Annotated in this window: 18 protein-coding genes; 10 read left to right on the top strand and 8 right to left on the bottom strand. The window is 69.4% G+C overall.

Going from position 1 to position 18,447, the window contains the following annotated elements; genetic code table 11:
- Position 1 precedes the first annotated feature (1 nt).
- Together ACPTTC_RS27245 and ACPTTC_RS27240 are read left to right on the top strand one after the other, a co-directional pair.
- The gene (locus ACPTTC_RS27245; RefSeq protein ID WP_069621794.1) at positions 2 to 442 is read left to right on the top strand and encodes a MarR family winged helix-turn-helix transcriptional regulator; all 441 of its coding nucleotides are present in this window, start codon (positions 2 to 4) and stop codon (positions 440 to 442) included.
- A gap of 26 nt (positions 443 to 468) precedes the next feature.
- Positions 469 to 672 (top strand): hypothetical protein, encoded by a 204-nt coding sequence (locus tag ACPTTC_RS27240; protein WP_423394694.1) that lies wholly within the window; start codon positions 469 to 471, stop codon positions 670 to 672.
- A gap of 13 nt (positions 673 to 685) precedes the next feature.
- On the opposite strand, the gene ACPTTC_RS27235 is transcribed toward ACPTTC_RS27240, so the two are convergent.
- Positions 686 to 1,183 (bottom strand): DUF2938 domain-containing protein, encoded by a 498-nt coding sequence (locus ACPTTC_RS27235; RefSeq protein WP_423394693.1) that lies wholly within the window; start codon positions 1,181 to 1,183, stop codon positions 686 to 688.
- A 140-nt stretch (positions 1,184 to 1,323) separates the two neighbouring features.
- On the opposite strand from ACPTTC_RS27235, the gene ACPTTC_RS27230 reads away from it, so the two are divergent.
- Complete coding sequence (locus tag ACPTTC_RS27230) at positions 1,324 to 1,749, top strand: helix-turn-helix domain-containing protein (RefSeq protein ID WP_423394692.1); 426 nt, start codon at positions 1,324 to 1,326, stop codon at positions 1,747 to 1,749.
- Positions 1,750 to 1,859: 110 nt separating this feature from the next.
- Positions 1,860 to 2,642, top strand: a complete 783-nt coding sequence (locus ACPTTC_RS27225; protein ID WP_423394691.1) for a hypothetical protein — start codon at positions 1,860 to 1,862, stop codon at positions 2,640 to 2,642.
- A 1-nt stretch (position 2,643) separates the two neighbouring features.
- Here ACPTTC_RS27225 and ACPTTC_RS27220 read toward each other — a convergent pair whose 3' ends face one another.
- Positions 2,644 to 3,546: a helix-hairpin-helix domain-containing protein gene (locus ACPTTC_RS27220; RefSeq protein WP_423394690.1), complete on the bottom strand. Its 903-nt coding sequence runs from the start codon at positions 3,544 to 3,546 to the stop codon at positions 2,644 to 2,646.
- 181 nt (positions 3,547 to 3,727) lie between these two features.
- A complete protein-coding gene (locus ACPTTC_RS27215) occupies positions 3,728 to 5,263 on the bottom strand; it encodes a sigma-70 family RNA polymerase sigma factor (protein ID WP_423394689.1) in 1,536 nt (511 codons plus the stop codon).
- A gap of 297 nt (positions 5,264 to 5,560) precedes the next feature.
- Here ACPTTC_RS27215 and ACPTTC_RS27210 point away from each other — a divergent pair, with 297 nt between their 5' ends.
- Both ACPTTC_RS27210 and ACPTTC_RS27205 read left to right on the top strand, forming a co-directional pair.
- Positions 5,561 to 5,992, top strand: coding sequence for a hypothetical protein (locus ACPTTC_RS27210; RefSeq protein WP_423394688.1), 432 nt, complete (start codon positions 5,561 to 5,563; stop codon positions 5,990 to 5,992).
- Between the two features lie 39 nt (positions 5,993 to 6,031).
- Positions 6,032 to 6,820, top strand: coding sequence for an SH3 domain-containing protein (locus ACPTTC_RS27205; protein WP_423395723.1), 789 nt, complete (start codon positions 6,032 to 6,034; stop codon positions 6,818 to 6,820).
- A 138-nt stretch (positions 6,821 to 6,958) separates the two neighbouring features.
- On the opposite strand, the gene ilvD is transcribed toward ACPTTC_RS27205, so the two are convergent.
- The 5 genes from ilvD to ACPTTC_RS27180 form a co-directional block, all read right to left on the bottom strand.
- Positions 6,959 to 8,818 (bottom strand): dihydroxy-acid dehydratase, encoded by a 1,860-nt coding sequence (ilvD, locus tag ACPTTC_RS27200; RefSeq protein ID WP_175968249.1) that lies wholly within the window; start codon positions 8,816 to 8,818, stop codon positions 6,959 to 6,961.
- Between the two features lie 284 nt (positions 8,819 to 9,102).
- Entirely contained in the window at positions 9,103 to 10,125 is a 1,023-nt protein-coding gene (locus ACPTTC_RS27195) for an Ldh family oxidoreductase (protein WP_423394687.1), read from the bottom strand.
- Entirely contained in the window at positions 10,118 to 11,710 is a 1,593-nt protein-coding gene (locus tag ACPTTC_RS27190) for an aldehyde dehydrogenase (NADP(+)) (protein WP_423394686.1), read from the bottom strand. The genes ACPTTC_RS27195 and ACPTTC_RS27190 overlap by 8 nt, the downstream gene beginning before the upstream one ends.
- Before the next feature lie 75 nt (positions 11,711 to 11,785).
- The gene (locus ACPTTC_RS27185; protein ID WP_423394685.1) at positions 11,786 to 13,411 is read right to left on the bottom strand and encodes an APC family permease; all 1,626 of its coding nucleotides are present in this window, start codon (positions 13,409 to 13,411) and stop codon (positions 11,786 to 11,788) included.
- Positions 13,412 to 13,642: 231 nt separating this feature from the next.
- Positions 13,643 to 14,563 (bottom strand): dihydrodipicolinate synthase family protein, encoded by a 921-nt coding sequence (locus ACPTTC_RS27180; RefSeq protein WP_423394684.1) that lies wholly within the window; start codon positions 14,561 to 14,563, stop codon positions 13,643 to 13,645.
- 251 nt (positions 14,564 to 14,814) lie between these two features.
- On the opposite strand from ACPTTC_RS27180, the gene ACPTTC_RS27175 reads away from it, so the two are divergent.
- Genes ACPTTC_RS27175 through ACPTTC_RS27160 form a run of 4 tightly spaced genes read left to right on the top strand, consistent with a single transcriptional unit; the run spans position 14,815 to position 18,366 of the window.
- A complete protein-coding gene (locus ACPTTC_RS27175) occupies positions 14,815 to 15,747 on the top strand; it encodes a 4-hydroxyproline epimerase (protein WP_423395722.1) in 933 nt (310 codons plus the stop codon).
- On the top strand, positions 15,744 to 16,871 hold the full coding sequence (locus ACPTTC_RS27170) for an NAD(P)/FAD-dependent oxidoreductase (protein WP_423394683.1): 1,128 nt from the start codon (positions 15,744 to 15,746) through the stop codon (positions 16,869 to 16,871). The genes ACPTTC_RS27175 and ACPTTC_RS27170 overlap by 4 nt, the downstream gene beginning before the upstream one ends.
- A complete protein-coding gene (locus tag ACPTTC_RS27165) occupies positions 16,868 to 17,101 on the top strand; it encodes a 2Fe-2S iron-sulfur cluster-binding protein (protein ID WP_011355492.1) in 234 nt (77 codons plus the stop codon). The genes ACPTTC_RS27170 and ACPTTC_RS27165 overlap by 4 nt, the downstream gene beginning before the upstream one ends.
- Positions 17,098 to 18,366 (top strand): FAD-dependent oxidoreductase, encoded by a 1,269-nt coding sequence (locus ACPTTC_RS27160; protein ID WP_423394682.1) that lies wholly within the window; start codon positions 17,098 to 17,100, stop codon positions 18,364 to 18,366. Before ACPTTC_RS27165 ends, ACPTTC_RS27160 begins: the two co-directional genes overlap by 4 nt.
- Positions 18,367 to 18,447 lie beyond the last annotated feature (81 nt).

The following is an 18,447-nucleotide window of genomic DNA, read 5'->3' as shown; positions in this document are numbered from 1 at the left end:
CATGGACAAGACTTACGAGAACCGGATCGGCTATCTGATCGCCGACGTCGCCCGCTTGAACGGACGGCTGTTCGACCGGCGCGCGAAGCGCATCGGGCTGACGCGCGCGCAGAGCCGTGTGCTCGCGTACCTGACGTGGAAGGGCGAGATGAATCAGGCGCGGCTCGCCGAATGGCTCGAGATCACGCCGATCTCGCTCACGCGGTTGCTCGACCGGATGGAAGGCTATGGCTGGATCGAGCGCATCGCGAACGACGACGATCGTCGTGCATTCGTGATCCGGCTGACCGACAAGTCGCGCGAGATCTTTCCGCAGATGCTCGAAGTGGGTGACACCGTCGCCGACGACGGGCTGCGCGGCTTCACGCCTGACGAGCGCGATACGCTGGTGCGGCTGCTCGGGCGCGTGCGCCGCAACCTGATCGACTGCGGCGGAGAGTGATCCGCGCCGCCGTTCGGGCGGCCCGGATGAGCGACTTGAAAACGCCGGGTGGCAGCGCTGCCCGCCTGCCGGCATGCGGCGTCGTGATCGCCGTCGTGCCGGTGCGGATGCCCGGCGGGGCGTTCGTCCGGTTGGCACAGGACGATGCGCCCGTCATGCTCGACGAAGTGTTTGCGTGGGCGTCGATGTCGGCTCGGTCGAGCCGACGCTATCTTTTACGGCTTTGTTGACGAAGCCGCGTGCTCAACGCAGCAGCGCCGCGAGTGTGAGCGCCGCCAGATAAAGCCCCACACCGTAAGACAAATGCGTGATGAGACTACGCCTGCGCGCGACGCCCGGGTGCGGCGTGCGCGACGCCGCGATGCCGAAGCCGAACGCGGGCTGCATCACGAAGAACGGCGCGACCACGCTGGCGAGGCCGGCGACGAGTGCGGGAAGCGGCGTCGGCGTGCCGATCCATTCCGTGCCGGCGATCGCGACGGGCAGCGCCGCGAACGCGATGCCGATCGCGTAATGCGCGATCCAGCCGAGCGTGCGTTCGCCCGGCATGGGCGCTGCGGCGCCGATCGACACATGCCGGAACCGGCCGCGCATCATGTGGCCGATCCAGCGGCCGACCAGCGCATAGTCGAGCGACGGAATGCCGAATGCACGCCGCCGGAACAGCGTCCACAGATCCATCACGAACGTGGCGCCCGCGCCGATCGGCAACAGGTTGAGCAGGACGTCGGTCGGGCTCATCGCGACCCTCCGCGAAGAAGGGAAAAGGCGGGGCGGTACAGCGCAATACAGCGTGGTTTCAGCGGTTTCATGGCAGTCCGGGCTTGTCTTTGTGAAGTCGAACGACTATCTTGCGACTTCAAGTTCACTTGAGGTCAAGCATGAGCCGGCTGGACATTGCGGATGTGGCGCGTCGCTCGGGATTGCCCGCGTCGACGCTGCGCTACTACGAGGAAAAGGGGCTGATCGTCCCGACCGGCCGCCACGGGCTGCGGCGGCAATACGACGAGTCGGTGCTGGAGCGCCTGGCGCTGATCGCACTGGGCCGCGAGGCAGGTTTCTCGCTCGACGACATCCTCGCGATGGTCGGCACGGACGGCCCGCCCGCGATCGATCGCGCAAAGCTCGACGGCAAGGCCGACGAACTCGACCGCACGATCCGCCGTCTCGGCGCCGTGCGCGATGCGTTGCGACATGCGGCCGTGTGCCCGGCGTCGAACCATCTTGAATGTCCGTCGTTCCAGAAGCTGCTGCGCATTGCCGCGCATCGCCATCCGGCGCGCCGCGCGAAAACGGATAGCGCGTAGGCGGCGAACGCGCATCGGCGGATTGGGGTGGCGGCAGGGCGGCGCGCCGCACCATTCCAAACGGACATCGAAAACACGAACAACGGGGTTGCTGCGTGTGGTTTGTATGGGTGCTTTACGTGCTTCCGGCCGCATATGCGGCATCGAAGGTCGGGCCGTATTACGGGTTTCTCGCCGGGTGCGCGACGATGGCCGCCGTGCTGGCGGCGCAGACCGCGCTGCTGATGTGGGGAACCGCTTGGGTGAAACGGCGGCGTGGGGGCGTTGGGCAGCCTGACATGACCGCACCGCCCGCACCGGCCGATAGTCTGGACGACGAACCGGTTGACGCGCCCGATGATGTACCCGATGTGCCGCTTCGATACGGCGAGCAGGCACGATTCAAGCAACTGGTTCTGATTACCGACGCTGCGCGGCCCGACGTCACGCGCTGTTTCTACGACAACGCGAAGCGGACGATCGAAGCCTACGTGGATGTCGAGGCGGGGCGCGACGGTTCGGGCGCGGCGATGGTGTCGACGGCCGACCTGGCCCCGGCGAACGGCCTGCCGGCCGCGCCGCCGGACGACACGCTGACCGTGTTCGTGTCGAACGACGGCGCGTGGTCGGGATTCCGCGTCGGCGACCAAAGCTTCCGGTTCCGCCACGGCGCAATCACGAGACTGCGGCTCACGCAGGTGATTCCGGTTCGCTGGAAGGGCGGCTACACGGTGACCTTCTGGTTCGACGTGCCAGACCGGAAAAGCACAGCCGGTTACGTGTCGGATTCGACCTGGTTCGATGTCGGCGTGGGCCATTCCAGTCGCCGCACACGTACGCTCACTCATGCATGTCGCGAGATCGCGTCGGTGCTCGACGTCGCGTTCGACATCGACGAGGCCGGCGACGACTGACTCATCCGGCGTAATACACGCGGCATTCCTGCTCGCGCCCGCGCACGATGCGCTTGCCGACGAGCGAGCCATACGTTTCGGTGAAGACGGTGCGCTGGTGCTCGCGCTGCAGCGCGTCGTAGAAATAGAGCGAGACCCAGTCCGTCGGGCGGGACGCCTCCGGCGTGCGCATCGCGGCATGCAGGCACAGCGCGGTGAAGTGCCAGCCGCCCTTGGTCATGTGCATCACGGGCAGCCGCACGTAACCGTCCGCGTTCGGCCGCCGGTGCGTGGTGGCGCGTTGCGCCGCGCCAGGCGTCGGCAATACGCCGGCGGCGGCCTTGTTGCGGTACAGGCGGTCGATGTAGAGCAGCAGTTCGACGGGCGGCTCCGTGCCGGGGCCGGCGTCCTGCACGTGGCCCTGCCAGCGCCGGCGGCGGCTCAGCACGTCGTCGAGCGCGGCGCGGATGCCGGCCGCGCGCCGCGGGCCGACGCCCGAGATCGTTTCGAGCTGGCCGTTGCGGGCCGCGCGTTCGAGCTCCTCGAGCGTATCGATGTGCAGCAGGTCGTGAATGCGCAGTGCGAGCGCGTGGCCGATGCCCGGCACGGCTTCGAACGCGGAGGTGCGTTCGGCGTCGCCGCACAGCCGGTCGAGCTGGCGCCAGCGCCCCGTCACCAGCAGCTCGGCAATCGCCTGGGCGACGCCCGTGCCGATCTCCGGCAGCGTCCCGAGCGCATCGACGCCGCCGGACTCGAACAGCACGCGGATGTCGAGGTCGAGCGCATCGACCGTCTCGGCCGACGCGCGGTACGCGGCGACCCGGTACGGATTCGCGCCCTGGTCAGCCAGCCGCTGCGCCGCCTCGCGCAGGCAGGTCGCGATATGCCGGTTTTCCTCGTACGTTTGGCTGGCGGTCGTCTGCATGCCGAGGGACCTGGGGAAGCACAAACGGAATGGACACGGCGAACGATGCGCCGGTCGGCTTTGCATCATTGTCGCGACGCGCGATCAAGAAAACTTGATGCACGTCAATGGCAAACGTAGCACAGGTTCGCAGCGCACGGTCGTGCCGGAGAGCGACACGACCGTGCGTCGCGTGACGCGATCACGCATCGAGGAACGACTGCGCGTTCTCGGCCTCGGCGGCCGTGCGCAAGGCAGCGAGCGCCCGTTTCTCGATCTGCCGCACGCGTTCGCGCGACATGCCCGCGTCCTGCGCGATCGCGTCGTAGGTATCGGGCTCGGTGCCGCCGAGACCGAACCGCCGGCGCAGCACGTCGGCCTCGGCCGGCGTGACCGACCGGAGCAGCGACCTCACGCATTCGCGCATGCGCGTGTCGGCCAGTTGCTCGAACGGGCTGGCCGACGCCTGGTCCTCGATCAGTTCAACCAGGCCGGTGTCCGCGTCGGGCAGCGGCGCGTCGAGCGACACGGGCTCGGCAGGGAGCGCGAGCAACGCGCGCAGCTTGTCCTCGTCGAGGCCGGTTTCGGCCGCGAGCTCGGCCGGCGTCGCCCGGCGGCCCGTGCGCTGGTGAAAACGCAGCGCATGCCGCTGCACGCGCTGGTACTGGTCGCCGACGTGCACGGGCACGCGGATCGTGCGTGCGCGATCCGCGACCGCGCGTGCGATCGCCTGGCGGATCCACCAGGTCGCATAGGTCGAGAACTTGAACCCGCGCCGGTATTCGAATTTCTCGATCGCACGCATCAGGCCGAGGCTGCCGTCCTGCACGAGATCGGGCAGGTCGACGCCGCGGTTCATGTACTTGCGCGCGATCGACAGCACGAGCCGCAGGTTCGCCTCGAGCATCGCGCGCGTGGCGTCGCGCACTTTCTGCTGGCCGTCGGTGAGCGCTGCGGCGAGTGCCCGTCGCGCGACCGCGTCGAAGCAGGCGGCTTCGCCCGCCGTGGCGCCCTGCGGCGCAGAAGCGAGTGCGCGCACGACACCGCTCGCGTCGTCGACGGCCGGCGCGACCCACGCGATCGAGCCGAGCAGGGCGGCTACGCGGTTGCGCGCGTCGCGGTATTCGGCCGAACCGAAGCCATGCGCGTGCAACGCGCCGCGCAAGGCCGCGACGGCCGTCTGCAGTGCGTCATAGCTGGCCGGCGCGGGCGTGTCGCCCGCGTCGTCACCGTGCGATCCGGCGGCGCCGGCCGCAGCCGTTGCGCGATGACGCGCAAGCAGCGCGTCGACTGCCGCCGGATAGCCGGCGAGCGCGTGCAGGATCTGGTGGCGGCCCGTCTCGATCTCACGCGCCAGCACGATTTCGCCTTCGCGCGTGAGCAGCGGCACCGCCTGCATGCGGCGCATGTAGAGCGCGAGCGGATCGGTCGACGCGCTCGTGCCGCGTGCGAGGTCGCGAAGCAGCGCGCGACCTTCATCGAGCGCATCGCGATCGACGTCGACCGGCGCCGAACCGGCGAACGGCGCTGGCGCGGCCGGCTCGTCGAGCACGGCGATGCCGATGTCGGCGAGCGCGGCGCGCACGACGTCGAGCGCGTCGGGGCTGTCGCTTTCGGGCGGCAGCGCGTCGACGAGGTCGGCGTGGGTCAGATAGCCCTGTTCGCCGGCGAGCGCCAGCAACTGGATGATCGGATCGAGCGGCGTGTCCGCCCGGGAAGTGGGGCGTGGCGTAGTCATGTCGATGGCGGCGCGAGCCGCGCTCCTGTCTGGGCGGGCCGAAGTCCGCTGGTTTCGGGCCGCCGGTTGCTCGCGAACCCCGTCCGCGCCGGCCAGCCTGACATCGTTCAAGTTGAGGGCATTTGCGCGAACTTCAACGCGAGTGCGGCAGACGGGCCAGCACGCGGCGTGCCCGCGCGCCCGTCCGGTGCAGGAAACAAAAAGTAACCGATCATACCGAGCGGAAATCTGCAGGGGACGTAAGCTAGAGTCAGGCGCACGCCCGACGGCGACGCGCGGATTCTGCCGGAGCAAGACATGACCCCGATTCCTGCCGCGAGGTGTGCGGTATTCGCATTGACGACGCTGGCCCTCGGCGGCTGTTATTACACGAGTCCGTATGGCTATGCTCCGTACTACACGCCGGCCACGCTGACGCAGCGCGAGATCCCCGTCACACCGGCTGCACCGGCCACCGCTGCGCCGGGCCCGACCTCGGCGGCGAGCGCGCCGCCCGTGGCCGACCCGTCTCCCGTCTACGTCACGCCGGCCTATCCGCCGCCGTATCCCTATCCATATCCGTACTATGCCCCTGCGTATTACCCCGGTTGGTACGGCTGGGGCGCGCCGGCGATCTCGGTCGGCTTCTGGGGCGGATGGGGCGGCGGCTGGCGTGGGCGCGGCGGGTACTGGCATCGTCCGTGGGGCGGCGGCCACTGGGGTGGCGGCTGGGGCGGACATCGGCATTGACCGGCGCGCGGCGGCACCGCGCGGGAGAGCATCATGAGCATGAGGAATACGATCGTTCGCGGCCTGTGCGTCGCTTTGCTCGGCCTGGCGGCCGTGCCGGGTCTCGCGGACGCGCAAAGCACCGGCTACACGAACTCACCGGCGGAACTGTTCGCCGGGCCAGCGCCCGACTATCCGGTCGTCGCGCAGATTCCGCCGGGCACCGCGCTGGACGTGTTCGGCTGCCTGAGCGACTACACGTGGTGCGACGTCGCGCTGCCCGGCGTGCGCGGCTGGATCGACGCGCAGTTGATCGACTATCCGTACCAGGGCGGTTACGCGCCGCTGCTCGACTACGGCGCGATCATCGGCGTGCCGATCACCGGATTCGCGATCGCGGCGTACTGGGATCGCTACTACCGCAACCGGCCGTGGTATCACGACCGCGATCGCTGGGCGCATCGTCCGGAGCCGAGGCTCGGCCCCGGTGGCGAACCGCCGCGACAGGGGCGCCCGCAACCGGGCGGGGCGGTGCAGGTTACACCGGGCGGTCCGCCGCCCGTGCATGACACGCGGCCGTCGGCTGCGCGCGGCGGCTGGAACGGCGCGATCCGCACGCCGCCGCCGGGTGCAGCCGGCAATGCGCGTCCGGCAGGGCCGCCACCGGCCGTCATGCGCCCGCCGCCCGCACCGGGCGGAGAGGTCCGCACGATGCCGGCGCCGGTGCACCCGGGTGGCGGTGGGGGTTACGGCGGCGCGCGGCCGCAAGGCGGCGGGAACGGCGGTGGAAGCCATGGGGGCGGTGGCGGCGGTAGCGGTGGCGGCGGCCCGGAAGACTTCCGTCACTGACGATGCCGGCGCTTTCGGTGGGCGCCGGACGAAAAAAAACCGCTCCGGAGAGCGGCTTCTGGATCGGGCGAGCGGGCGGTCGCACGGCCCGCAGCCTGACCGGCTGCGCGTTGCGGGCAGCCGGTCAGGCCGCCCCTGTCAGTCGTCGAGCAGCGACAGGTCGCGCACGGCGCCCTTGTCGGCAGACATGACCAGCTTCGCGTAGGCCTTCAGCGCCGCGGATACCTTGCGCGGACGCGGCTGCGCCGGCTTCCAGCCCTTCGCGTTTTGCGCTTCGCGGCGGCGCGCCAGTTCCTCGTCCGACACCAGCACGTTGATCGTGCGGTTCGGGATGTCGATGCGGATCTTGTCGCCGTCGCGCACGAGGCCGATCGCGCCGCCCGCTGCCGCTTCCGGCGAGCAATGGCCGATCGACAAACCCGACGTGCCGCCCGAGAAACGGCCGTCCGTCAGCAGCGCGCATGCTTTGCCGAGGCCCTTCGACTTGATGTAGCTGGTCGGGTAGAGCATTTCCTGCATGCCGGGGCCACCCTTCGGGCCTTCGTAGCGCACGATCACCACGTCGCCGGCCTTGACCTTGTCGTTCAGGATGTTTTCGACGGCTTCATCCTGCGATTCGGTCACGTGCGCGGTGCCTTCGAACACGAGGATGCTCTCGTCGACACCGGCCGTCTTGACCACGCAGCCGTCGAGCGCGATGTTGCCCGTCAGCACGGCGAGGCCGCCTTCCTTCGAGAACGCATGCTCGTACGAGCGGATGCAGCCTTCGGCGCGATCGAGGTCGAGGCTCGGCCAGCGCGTGTTCTGGCTGAACGCGACCTGCGTCGGGATGCCGGCCGGGCCGGCCTGGTAGAACGTGCGCACCGCTTCGTCCTGCGTGCGGACGATGTCCCACTGGTCGAGGGCGTCCTTCAGCGACGGCGTGTGCACGGTCGGCACGTCGGTGTGCAGCTTGCCGGCGCGGTCGAGCTCGCCAAGGATCGCCATGATGCCGCCTGCGCGGTGTACGTCCTCGATGTGGTACTTGTTCGTGTTCGGCGCGACCTTGCACAGCTGCGGCACGACGCGCGACAGGCGGTCGATGTCCTTCATCGTGAAGTCGATGCCGGCTTCCTGCGCGATTGCAAGCAGGTGCAGGATCGTGTTGGTCGAGCCACCCATCGCGATGTCGAGCGTCATGGCATTCTCGAATGCCTTGAAGCCCACCGAGCGCGGCAGCACGCGTTCGTCGTCCTGCTCGTAGTGCTGGCGGGTGAGCTCGACGATGCGACGGCCGGCGCGCTTGAACAGTTGCTCGCGATCGGCGTGCGTGGCCACCACCGTGCCGTTGCCGGGCAGCGACAGGCCAAGCGCTTCGGTCAGGCAGTTCATCGAGTTCGCGGTGAACATGCCCGAGCACGAGCCGCAGGTCGGGCAGGCCGAGCGTTCGACTTCGGCGACTTCGGCGTCGGAATACGACGGGTCGACCGCGATCACCATCGCGTCGACGAGGTCGAGTTTTTTCACTTCGATGGCCTTGGTGACCGGGTTCGCGAGGCGCGTCTTGCCCGCTTCCATCGGGCCGCCCGACACGAAGATCACCGGAATGTTGAGGCGCATCGCGGCCATCAGCATCCCCGGCGTGATCTTGTCGCAGTTCGAGATGCAGACCATCGCGTCCGCGCAGTGCGCGTTCACCATGTATTCGACCGAGTCCGCGATGATGTCGCGGCTCGGCAGCGAATACAGCATGCCGTCGTGGCCCATCGCGATGCCGTCGTCGACCGCGATCGTGTTGAATTCCTTCGCGACGCCGCCGGCAGCCTCGATCTCGCGCGCGACGAGCTGGCCGAGATCCTTCAGGTGCACGTGCCCCGGCACGAACTGGGTGAACGAGTTGACGACCGCGATGATCGGCTTCGAGAAATCGTCGTCTTTCATGCCGGTGGCGCGCCAGAGCGAGCGCGCACCTGCCATGTTGCGGCCGGCGGTGGAGGTTTTGGAACGGTAAGTGGGCATTGTCGTTGCTGAAGAAATATCGCGGGAAAAGGGTGGAGGCACGGGGAATAAAGGCCTCTCGCGCGCCCGTGCGAACAACCTCTTGAGCTGCGCCCAGGGCAAACCGCGCAATTATCCCACAGCCGCCGCGGGCGTGGCGCCCATGGGGCAGGCCACCGGCGCGGGCGGCGTGCCCGGCGCGGAACCCGCGCACGGCTGCGGGCCGCCGGCGTGACCGTCCGCAGCGGTGGCCGGCTCGTGCACGGATCGGCGGCGAACACGCGATCCGGCCCCGCGCGTCGGCGTCAGTCGAGCAGCGTCAGGATCTCGTCGTACAGCGCCTTCGGAATCCGCACGCCGTTCGCGATGCTGCGCGCGCGGGCGTCGAAGCGGCGTTGCGACGGCAGCCGCGCACCCTGCGCGACGATCGATTCGAACATCCGTTCGCCGCGCGCGAGCCCCGTGTCGAGATCGTCGCCGAGGAACACCTTCGGGTCGAATGCGATCACGAGTTCGCCATGGCACGGCGTCGCGCCGACGCCTTCGTCGAAGTCCATCGACTCGCGGCTCGTCATGTCGCCGATCAGCGCGCCGCCGAGCAACTCGACCATCGCCGCGAGCGCCGAACCCTTGTGGCCGCCGAACGTGCGCATCGCGCCCTGCAGCGCGGCCTTCGGATCGGTGGTCGGCCGGCCGTCGGCGTCGATCGCCCATTCCGGCGGGATCGGCTTGCCCTGCTTCGCATGCAGCTCGATGTCGCCGCGCGCGATCGCGCTCGTCGCGAAATCGAACACGAACGGCACGCCGCCCGGGCGCGGCCACGCGAACGCGATCGGATTCGTGCCGAACACCGGCTCGCGGCCGCCCTCCGGCGCGACCCAGCTGTGGCTCGGATTCATCGCGATGCCGACCAGCCCCTCGGCCGCGATGGCCTCGACCTCGGGCCACAGCGCGGAGAAGTGGTAGCAGCGGTTGATCGTCAGCGCGGCGATGCCGTGCTGCTTCGCCATTTCGACGAGCACCGGCAGGCCTGTCTCGAAGCTCAACAGCGAGAAGCCGCGATGCGCGTCGACCGAGACGATCGACGACGACAGGCGGCGCAGCGTCGGCACCGCTTGCGGATCGACCTTGCCCTTCTTCAGCGAACGCACGCAGACCAGCAGCCGGTATACGCCGTGCGAATGGCATTCGTCGCGCTGGCCCTGTGTGATCACGTTGGCGATGGCCCGCGCATGGGCGTCGGACAGTCCGTTGTGCGTCAGCACGCGCAGCGCGAGCGTGTGGACTTCATCGAGCGACAGGACGACTTCGGCGATCGGCTCAGACATGGTTCGCCTCCCGCGGCGCCGGCACGCCGTCGATGCGTTGCGGCACGTTCAGCGGATTGCCGTCGCGGATCACATCGGGCAGCAGCGTGTCCGGCAGGTCCTGATACGACACGGGGCGCAGGAAGCGTTCGATCGCGCGCGCGCCGACGGACGTCGTGCGCGTGTCCGACGTGGCCGGGAACGGGCCGCCGTGCACCATCGCATGGCCGACCTCGACGCCCGTGCCGAAGCCGTTGACGAGAATGCGGCCGGCCTTGCGCTCGAGCAGCGGTCGCAGCGCGGCGAACAACGCGGCGTCGCCGTCGGCAAGGTGCGCGGCGATCGTCAGCTGGCCTTCGAGCGACTTCAGCACGCGCTGCAGCGTGCTGGCGTCCGGGCAACGCACGATGAGCGAAGCGGGGCCGAACACTTCGTCGCGCAATTCGGGATGCGCGATGAACGCCTCGGCCGAGGTCGCGAACAGCGCCGCGCGGGCCTGCAGCCGATTGCCTTCGGCGCCTTGCGCGAGCAGCTCGACCGCAGCGTGATCGCGAAGCGCCGCGACACCTTGTTCGTAGCTGGCGTGGATGTGCGGCGTCAGCATCGTTTGCGCGGGCGCGGCACGCACCGCAGCGGCGGCCGTTTTCTCGAACGCGCGCAGCGCGGGGCCGTCGACCGCGAGCACGAGGCCCGGGTTCGTGCAGAACTGGCCGGCGCCGAGCGTGAGCGACGCGGCGAACTGCGGCGCGATCGCTCCGTGGCGCGCGTCGAGCGCGGCGGGAAACAGCAGCACGGGATTGATCGAGCTCATTTCCGCATAGACGGGAATCGGCTCGGGGCGGGCGGCCGCGATGTGCATCAGCGCGACGCCGCCGCGGCGCGAGCCGGTGAAGCCGACGGCCTTGATGCGCGGATCGGCGACGAGCGCCTGGCCGATTTCGCGCGACGCGTCGAACAGCAGCGAGAACACGCCGGCCGGCATCCCGCATTCGCGCGCGGCCTGCTGGATCGCGCGGCCGACGAGCTCCGACGTGCCCGGGTGCGCCGAATGCGCCTTGACGATCACCGGGCAGCCGGCCGCGAGTGCCGAGGCCGTGTCGCCGCCGGCGACCGAGAACGCGAGCGGGAAATTCGATGCGCCGAACACGGCCACGGGCCCGAGCGCGATGTTGCGCAGGCGCAGGTCGACGCGCGGCAGCGGCTTGCGTTCGGGGCGCGCCGGATCGATTCGCGCGTCGAGAAAACCGCCGTCGCGCACGAGCGATGCGAACAGCGCGAGCTGGCCGACCGTGCGGCCGCGCTCGCCTACGATGCGGGCGCGCGGCAGGCCCGTTTCGGCGACGCAGCGCTCGATCAGGTCGTCGCCGAGCGCCATGATGTGGCGGCCGATTGCGTCGAGAAACGCGGCGCGGGCGTCGAGCGACGTTTCTCGATACGTGTCGAATGCGTCGTCGGCGAGCGCGCAGGCCGTCTCCAGGTCGTGCAGGCTCGCGCCGCCGAAGGCGGGTTCGAGCGGCTCGCCGGTTGCGGCGGCGATCGCGTGGAGGGTGCCGTTCTGTCCTGCGACGGCCGATTGGCCGATCAGGAGCTGACCTGTGAGTTGCATGGTTTTCCTCGGAAAAAGCAGGGGCCGGGCATGGGGCGCCCGGCCGAAGGGATCATGGGAAAAGGAACGGGCGCGTCAGTCTTCGTCGTCGTCGAGTTGCAGCTTGTCGGCGCGCACACCGGTATTCGCGCCCCAGTAGTAGATGACGAGCGCGACGGCCGCGACGACGACCGTGTCGTACGGATGCGCAAGCCGGCCCGTGCCGCCGAAGCCGCCGAGATACGACAGCACGATCATCGCGGCATAGAACGCAATCAGCCACGCGGACGAACGCACTTGCTCGGCGAGGCTCAGATGCGCGGTCGGCACCCAGCGGCGGCATGCGAGATAGATCGCGAACATCGCGATCTGCAGGCCGAGCAGCCAGGACACCGTGCTCCAGCCCGACCAGTAGACGATCAGCGCGGCGATCACGAACGACGCGGGGCCGGTGATGCCGAACGCGCTTGCGCGGAACGGCCGCGGCAGGTCGGGCGCGGTGCGGCGCAGTGCGGCGACCGATACCGGTGCGACCGCATAGCTCAGCACCAGCGCGGCCGACACGATGTTGATCAGCGCTTCCCACGACGGGAACGGCATCGTCCAGAAGATCGCGAGGCCGAACGTGAGCCACAGGCCCGCGCGCGGGATGCCGGACGCTTCGTCGACGCGCGTGAACACCTTGAAGAAGGTGCCCGTCTTCGCCCAGCCGTAGACGACGCGCGGCGTTGCGTTCATGTAGATGTTGCCGCAGCCGCTCGGCGAGATCATCGCGTCGGCGACGACCATCACCGCGAGCCAGCCGACGCCGAGCGCCAGCGCGATGTCGCGGTACGGCAGCGTGAATGCCTTGCTGATGTCGTGCCAGCCGCCGGCGAGCATCGCGGTGGGGATGCTGCCGATGAACGCGAGCTGCAGCAGCACGTAGATCAGTGTCGACAGCAGGATCGACAGGATCAGCGCGATCGGGATCGTGCGCTGCGGATTGCGCACCTCGCTCGCGACCGACACGATCGGCGTGAGCCCGAGGTACGCGAAGATGATGCCGCCCGCGGACACGGCCATTTCGATGCCCGGCATGCCGAACGGCGCGAAGCCGTGCACGGTCAGGTTCGCGGGCTTGAAGAACGTGAACAGCACCGCGATCACCGACAGCGGCACGATGAACTTGAAGATGCTGATGATGTTGTTCGCCTTCGCGAACGTCTTAACGCTCGAATAGTTCAGGTAAAAGAAGAAGCACAGCAGCGCGGCCTGCACGAGCCAGCCGAGCGTGGTCGGGTCGCTCGATCCCACGACGGTCAGGCCCGGAAACCACGCGGCCGCGTACTGGCGCGCGGCGACGACTTCGATCGCGATCAGGCTCGAAAAGGCGATCAGCGTGATGAAGCCCATCAGGTAGCCGAGCAGCGGGCCGTGCGAGAACACCGGGTAGCGGACCACGCCGCCCGCGCGCGGCAGCGCGGCGCCGAGTTCGCAGTAGACGATGCCGAGCAGCAGCACCGCGAAGCCGCCGAGCAGCCACGAGAAGATGCCGGCCGGGCCCGCGATCGTCGACACGTGACTCGCGGCGAACAGCCACCCCGAACCGAAAATGGCGCCGAGACCGATGAACGTGAGATCGGTCAGCGACAGCTGTTTCTTGAACTTGCCGTGACCCGCGTCGGGGTGCGCGGAACGGGAAAGCGGGACAGACGGGTGAGCGTTGCCTTGGCCTGGCATGGGCTTGTCTCCTGGGAGGAATATCGGCACAGGCTTGAGGTGCGCCGCGCTCCGACGGAGCAGCGGCGCAAGCCTGCCGGCCGGCGTCGCCCGGTTCGAACGACCGGGGCGGGCCGCGGGCCGTTCACGCGCGGCGCGGGCGGGCGCCGGGGCGAACGGGCCCGCAGGCCATGCCGGACCGAAGACGGCGGAGCGAAGGGGTAAGCCTTGCGCCGCCGCCGGGGGAGTCGATCAGAGACCGACGTCGGGCAGCGCCGGGCGCGTGGCGAGCGCCTTGGCGACGATGGCCTTCACTTCCGCGAGTGTGTCGCCCTGCAGCGCGAGGCGCGGCGGACGCGTGATCGCGCTGCCGCGGCCGACCAGCTCTTCGCACAGCTTGATGCACTGCACGAGATCGGGGCGCGCGTCGAGGTGCAGCAGCGGCATGAACCAGCGGTACAGCGCGAGCGCTTCGTCGAAGCGCTTTTGCTTCGCGAGACGGAACAGCGTCTCGCCTTCCTTCGGGAACGCGTTCGACATGCCCGACACCCAGCCTTCGGCGCCGACGGCAATGCTCTCGACCACGACGTCGTCGAGGCCCGCGAACAGCACGAAGCGATCGCCGACCGCGTTGCGCAGGTCGATGAAGCGGCGCGTATCGCCCGACGAATCCTTGAAGCAGACGATGTTCTCGCAATCCTGCAGCGCGATCAGCACGTCGGGCGTCACGTCGTTCTTGTAGATCGGCGGGTTGTTGTAGACCATCACCGGCAGGTCGGTGCTGGTGGCGACCGCGCGGAAGTGCGCGGCGGTTTCGTGCGGCTTCGCCGAGTAGACGAGCGCGGGCATCACCATCACGCCGTCGACGCCGACGCGCTGCGCTTCACGCACCGTGTTACGCGCGAATTCGGTCGTGAATTCGGCGATGCCGGCGATCACCGGAATCTTGCCGCCGGCCGCGTCGCGTGCGGCCTCGATCACCTGGAGCTTCTCGTTCGTCGACAGCGACGTGTTTTCGCCGACCGTGCCGCAGACCACGAGGCCCGATACGCCGTCGTTCACCAGGTTCTTCACCACTCGGTGCGTGGCGTCGATGTCGAGGGAAAAGTCCGGCTTGAACTGGGTGCTGACGGCCGGGAAAACCCCGGTCCACTGAATGGCGTTTCGGCTCACTTCAATCTCCTACGTGTTTGTATCGGTCGGCCGACAGGTGTCGGTGTGGCAACCAGTATCGCCGCGCAAATGCCCATCACGCTTGAGTCGTATCGCGGAGCAAAATGACGAAATCGGCACAGCGACCGGACGGCGCGGGAAGGGCGCTTCGCACTATGCCGATTTCGTCGTCGTCCTCATCGAAAAGCCACAAGCGGGCGGACGCGCGACGGAGGAAGCTGTGCTCCTTTCCCCACTTCGGACGGCTCATGATGAAGCGCATCCAGATCATCGATTCGCACACGGGCGGCGAACCCACTCGGCTCGTCGTGTCCGGTTTCCCCGCGCTCGGCAGCGGCACCATGGCCGAGCGCCGCGACGTGCTCGCGCGCGAGCACGACCGCTACCGCACCGCATGCATTCTCGAACCGCGCGGCAGCGACGTGCTGGTCGGCGCGCTGCTGTGCGAGCCCGTGTCGCCCGATGCGGCGGCCGGCGTGATCTTCTTCAACAACAGCGGCTATCTCGGGATGTGCGGGCACGGCACGATCGGCGTCGTGCGCACGCTGCACCATATCGGGCGCATCGCGCCTGGCGTGCACCGGATCGAAACGCCGGTCGGCACCGTCGAGGCGACGCTGCACGACGACCTGTCGGTCAGCGTGCGCAACGTGCCCGCGTATCGCCATGCGAAGGACGTCGCGCTCGACGTGCCGGGTTACGGCCCCGTGAAGGGCGACATCGCATGGGGCGGCAACTGGTTCTTCCTGATCAGCGACCACGGGCAGCGCGTCGCCGGCAACAACGTCGCGGCGCTCACCGCGTATGCGTCGGCCGTGCGCGAAGGGCTCGAACGCGCGGGCATCACCGGCGCGAACGGCGGCGAGATCGACCATATCGAGCTGTTCGCCGACGATCCCGAGCACGACAGCCGCAGCTTCGTGCTGTGCCCGGGCCTTGCGTACGACCGTTCGCCGTGCGGCACCGGCACGAGCGCGAAGCTCGCGTGCCTCGCGGCCGACGGCAAGCTCGCGCCGGGTGCCGTATGGCGGCAGGCGAGCGTGATCGGCAGCGTGTTCCAGGCGAGCTACGAGCAGGCCGAAGGCGGCATCGTGCCGACGATCCGCGGCAGCGCGCACCTGAGCGCGGAAGCGACGCTGCTGATCGAGGAAGACGATCCATTCGGCTGGGGTATCGCGCCGTGAGCGACACGAAGGCAGATGTCGTCGTGGTCGGCGCCGGCATCGTCGGCGCGGCGTGCGCGCACGAACTCGCGCAGCGCGGGCTGCGCGTGCTCGTCGTCGACGACGCGAGCGGCGGTGCGACCGGCGCGGGGATGGGCCACCTCGTCGCGATGGACGACAACGCGGCCGAACTCGCGCTCAGCCATTACTCGATCGAACTGTGGCGCGCGCTGAGCGGCCAGATGCCGGAAGGCTGCGCGTACCGCAACTGCGGCACGCTGTGGCTCGCCGCCGATGCGCACGAAATGGATCTGGCGCGCGCGAAGCAGGCGACGCTGGCCGCGCACGACGTGGCGGGCGAGCTGATCGATGCGGCGACGCTCGCGCAACTGGAGCCGATGCTGCGTGCCGGCCTGGGCGGTGCGCTGAAGATTCCCGGCGATGCGATCCTCTATGCGCCCGTCGCCGCGAACTGGCTGCTGCAACGCGCGCCGCGCATCACGTTGCGGCGCGACCGCGCCGTCGCGGTCGATGGCGCGAGCGTGACGCTCGCGAGCGGCGACACGCTGCGCGCGGAGCGGGTGGTCGTCGCGAACGGCGTTGCCGCGCGCACGCTGCTGCCCGAATTGCCGCTGCGCCCGAAAAAGGGCCATCTGCTGATTACCGACCGCTACCCGGGCCAGGTGTCGCACCAGCTCGTCGAGCTGGGCTATGCGGCGAGTGCGCATGCGAGCGACGGCACGTCGGTCGCGTTCAACGTGCAGCCGCGGCCGACCGGCCAGTTGCTGATCGGTTCGTCGCGCCAGTTCGACACCGAGGACGCGCAAGTCGATCCGCCCGTGCTCGCGCGCATGCTGCGCCGCGCGGTGGGCTATCTGCCCGGCCTGGCCGACCTGAACGGCATCCGCGCATGGACGGGGTTCCGTTCCGCGAGCCCCGACGGGCTGCCGCTGCTCGGCGAGCATCCGGCGCGGCCGGGCGTGTGGCTCGCGGTCGGGCATGAAGGGCTCGGCGTGACGACCGCGCCGGGTAGCGCGCGGCTCGTCGCTGCGCGGATGGCCGGCGAACGGCCGCCCATCGATATCGAACCGTATTTGCCGGGACGCTTCCTCACCGCGTCCCTTGAAGCCGGAGCGCTGACATGATCATTCATCTGGACGGCCGCGCGCTGACGGTGGCCGACGGCGCGACCGTCGCGGCCGCTGTCGCGGCGAGCGGCGACGACACGACGCGCGTGTCGTGCACGGGCGCGGCGCGTGCGCCGTTTTGCGGGATGGGCGTTTGCCAGGAGTGCAGGATGACGATCGACGGCCGGCGCCGGCTGGCCTGCCAGACGCTGTGCCGTGACGGGATGCAGGTGGAGCGCACGCGATGAAACAGGAACGACTGAGCGTCGACGTCGCGATCGTCGGCGCGGGCCCGGCCGGGCTGTCGGCCGCACGGGCCGCCGCGCGAAGCGGTGCGACGGTTGCGATCGTCGACGACAACCCGCGGGCGGGCGGGCAGATATGGCGGCAAGGTGCGACGGCGACGCCGACGCCGGCCGCCGCCGAGCGGTTCGCCGTATTGCGGCAGCCGAACGTCACGCATCTCGCGGCGACGCGCATCGTCGCCGAAACGCAGCCGGGCACGCTGCTGCTCGAAGACGACGAACGCGGGCTGCTGCTCGATTTCCGGACGCTGATTCTCTGTTGCGGCGCACGCGAGCTGCTGCTGCCGTTTCCGGGCTGGACGCTGCCGGGGGTGACCGGCGCGGGCGGCTTGCAGGCGTTGATCAAGTACGGACTCGACGTGCGCGCGCAGCGCACGGTGATCGCGGGCAGCGGGCCGCTGCTGCTGGCGAGCGCCGCGACGGCCCGTCAGGCCGGCGCACGCGTATCGCATGTGCTCGAACAGGCCGCATGGGGCGACGTGGCCGGTTTCGGGGCGGGGCTGTGGCGCTGGCCGTCGAAGCTCGCGCAGGCCGCGAAGCTCGTCACCGCCGCCTATCGGCCCGATGCGCATGTCGTCGAAGCGTTCGGCGACAAGCGGCTCGAGCGAGTGCGGATTCGTCAGGGCGATCGCGAGTTCGACGTCGACTGCGACCGGCTCGCATGCGGCTTCGGCCTCGTGCCGAATACCGTGCTGCCGAGCCATCTCGGCTGCCGGATCGACAACGGCGCGGTGGCGATTGATGCGCACCAGCACACGAGCCGCGACGGGGTCTTCGCGGCGGGCGAGTGTACGGGCGTCGGCGGCAGCGAACTGGCGATGGTCGAAGGCGAAATCGCCGGCTATGCGGCGACCGGGCAGGCCGCGCAGTTGGCCGCGCTCGTCGCGCGGCGCGCGCATTGGCAGGCGTTTGCCGATGCCGTGCGCGAGCGTTTCGCGATTCGTGAGCCAATCCGCCGGCTTGCGCGGGCCGACACGCTGCTGTGCCGTTGCGAAGATGTGCGTTTCGATTCAGTCGCGCAAGCGCCGGGCTGGACGGCCGCGAAACTGCAGTCACGCTGCGGGATGGGCGCGTGCCAGGGCCGTGTGTGCGGCGCGGCCGCGCAGGCACTGTTCGGCTGGACGCCGCCCGTGCCGCGCACGCCGCTCGTGCCCGCGCGGGTCGGCACGCTGATGCTGGATGGCACGGCGGCCTGTGACGGCGCGTGATGTGATGTGATGCGTCGTCGCGGCAACGCAACAACGCAACAACGCAACAACGCAACAACGCAACAACGCAACAACGCAACA

Source organism: Burkholderia mycopellens, from assembly GCF_964265025.1.
Classification (GTDB): Bacteria; Pseudomonadota; Gammaproteobacteria; order Burkholderiales; family Burkholderiaceae; genus Burkholderia.
Note: the sequence above shows the minus strand (reverse complement) of the source record. Positions and strands in the feature narration are given on the sequence as shown.

Bases quoted from the DNA above. Each gene is read 5' to 3' on its own strand.
- ACPTTC_RS27245 (WP_069621794.1), top strand. From the start codon at position 2: ATGGACAAGACTTACGAGAACCGGATCGGCTATCTGATCGCCGACGTC.
- ACPTTC_RS27240 (WP_423394694.1), top strand. From the start codon at position 469: ATGAGCGACTTGAAAACGCCGGGTGGCAGCGCTGCCCGCCTGCCGGCA.
- ACPTTC_RS27235 (WP_423394693.1), bottom strand. From the start codon at position 1,183: ATGAGCCCGACCGACGTCCTGCTCAACCTGTTGCCGATCGGCGCGGGC.
- ACPTTC_RS27230 (WP_423394692.1), top strand. From the start codon at position 1,324: ATGAGCCGGCTGGACATTGCGGATGTGGCGCGTCGCTCGGGATTGCCC.
- ACPTTC_RS27220 (WP_423394690.1), bottom strand. From the start codon at position 3,546: ATGCAGACGACCGCCAGCCAAACGTACGAGGAAAACCGGCATATCGCG.
- ACPTTC_RS27215 (WP_423394689.1), bottom strand. From the start codon at position 5,263: ATGACTACGCCACGCCCCACTTCCCGGGCGGACACGCCGCTCGATCCG.
- ACPTTC_RS27210 (WP_423394688.1), top strand. From the start codon at position 5,561: ATGACCCCGATTCCTGCCGCGAGGTGTGCGGTATTCGCATTGACGACG.
- ACPTTC_RS27205 (WP_423395723.1), top strand. From the start codon at position 6,032: ATGAGGAATACGATCGTTCGCGGCCTGTGCGTCGCTTTGCTCGGCCTG.
- ilvD (WP_175968249.1), bottom strand. From the start codon at position 8,818: ATGCCCACTTACCGTTCCAAAACCTCCACCGCCGGCCGCAACATGGCA.
- ACPTTC_RS27195 (WP_423394687.1), bottom strand. From the start codon at position 10,125: ATGTCTGAGCCGATCGCCGAAGTCGTCCTGTCGCTCGATGAAGTCCAC.
- ACPTTC_RS27190 (WP_423394686.1), bottom strand. From the start codon at position 11,710: ATGCAACTCACAGGTCAGCTCCTGATCGGCCAATCGGCCGTCGCAGGA.
- ACPTTC_RS27185 (WP_423394685.1), bottom strand. From the start codon at position 13,411: ATGCCAGGCCAAGGCAACGCTCACCCGTCTGTCCCGCTTTCCCGTTCC.
- ACPTTC_RS27175 (WP_423395722.1), top strand. From the start codon at position 14,815: ATGAAGCGCATCCAGATCATCGATTCGCACACGGGCGGCGAACCCACT.
- ACPTTC_RS27165 (WP_011355492.1), top strand. From the start codon at position 16,868: ATGATCATTCATCTGGACGGCCGCGCGCTGACGGTGGCCGACGGCGCG.
- ACPTTC_RS27160 (WP_423394682.1), top strand. From the start codon at position 17,098: ATGAAACAGGAACGACTGAGCGTCGACGTCGCGATCGTCGGCGCGGGC.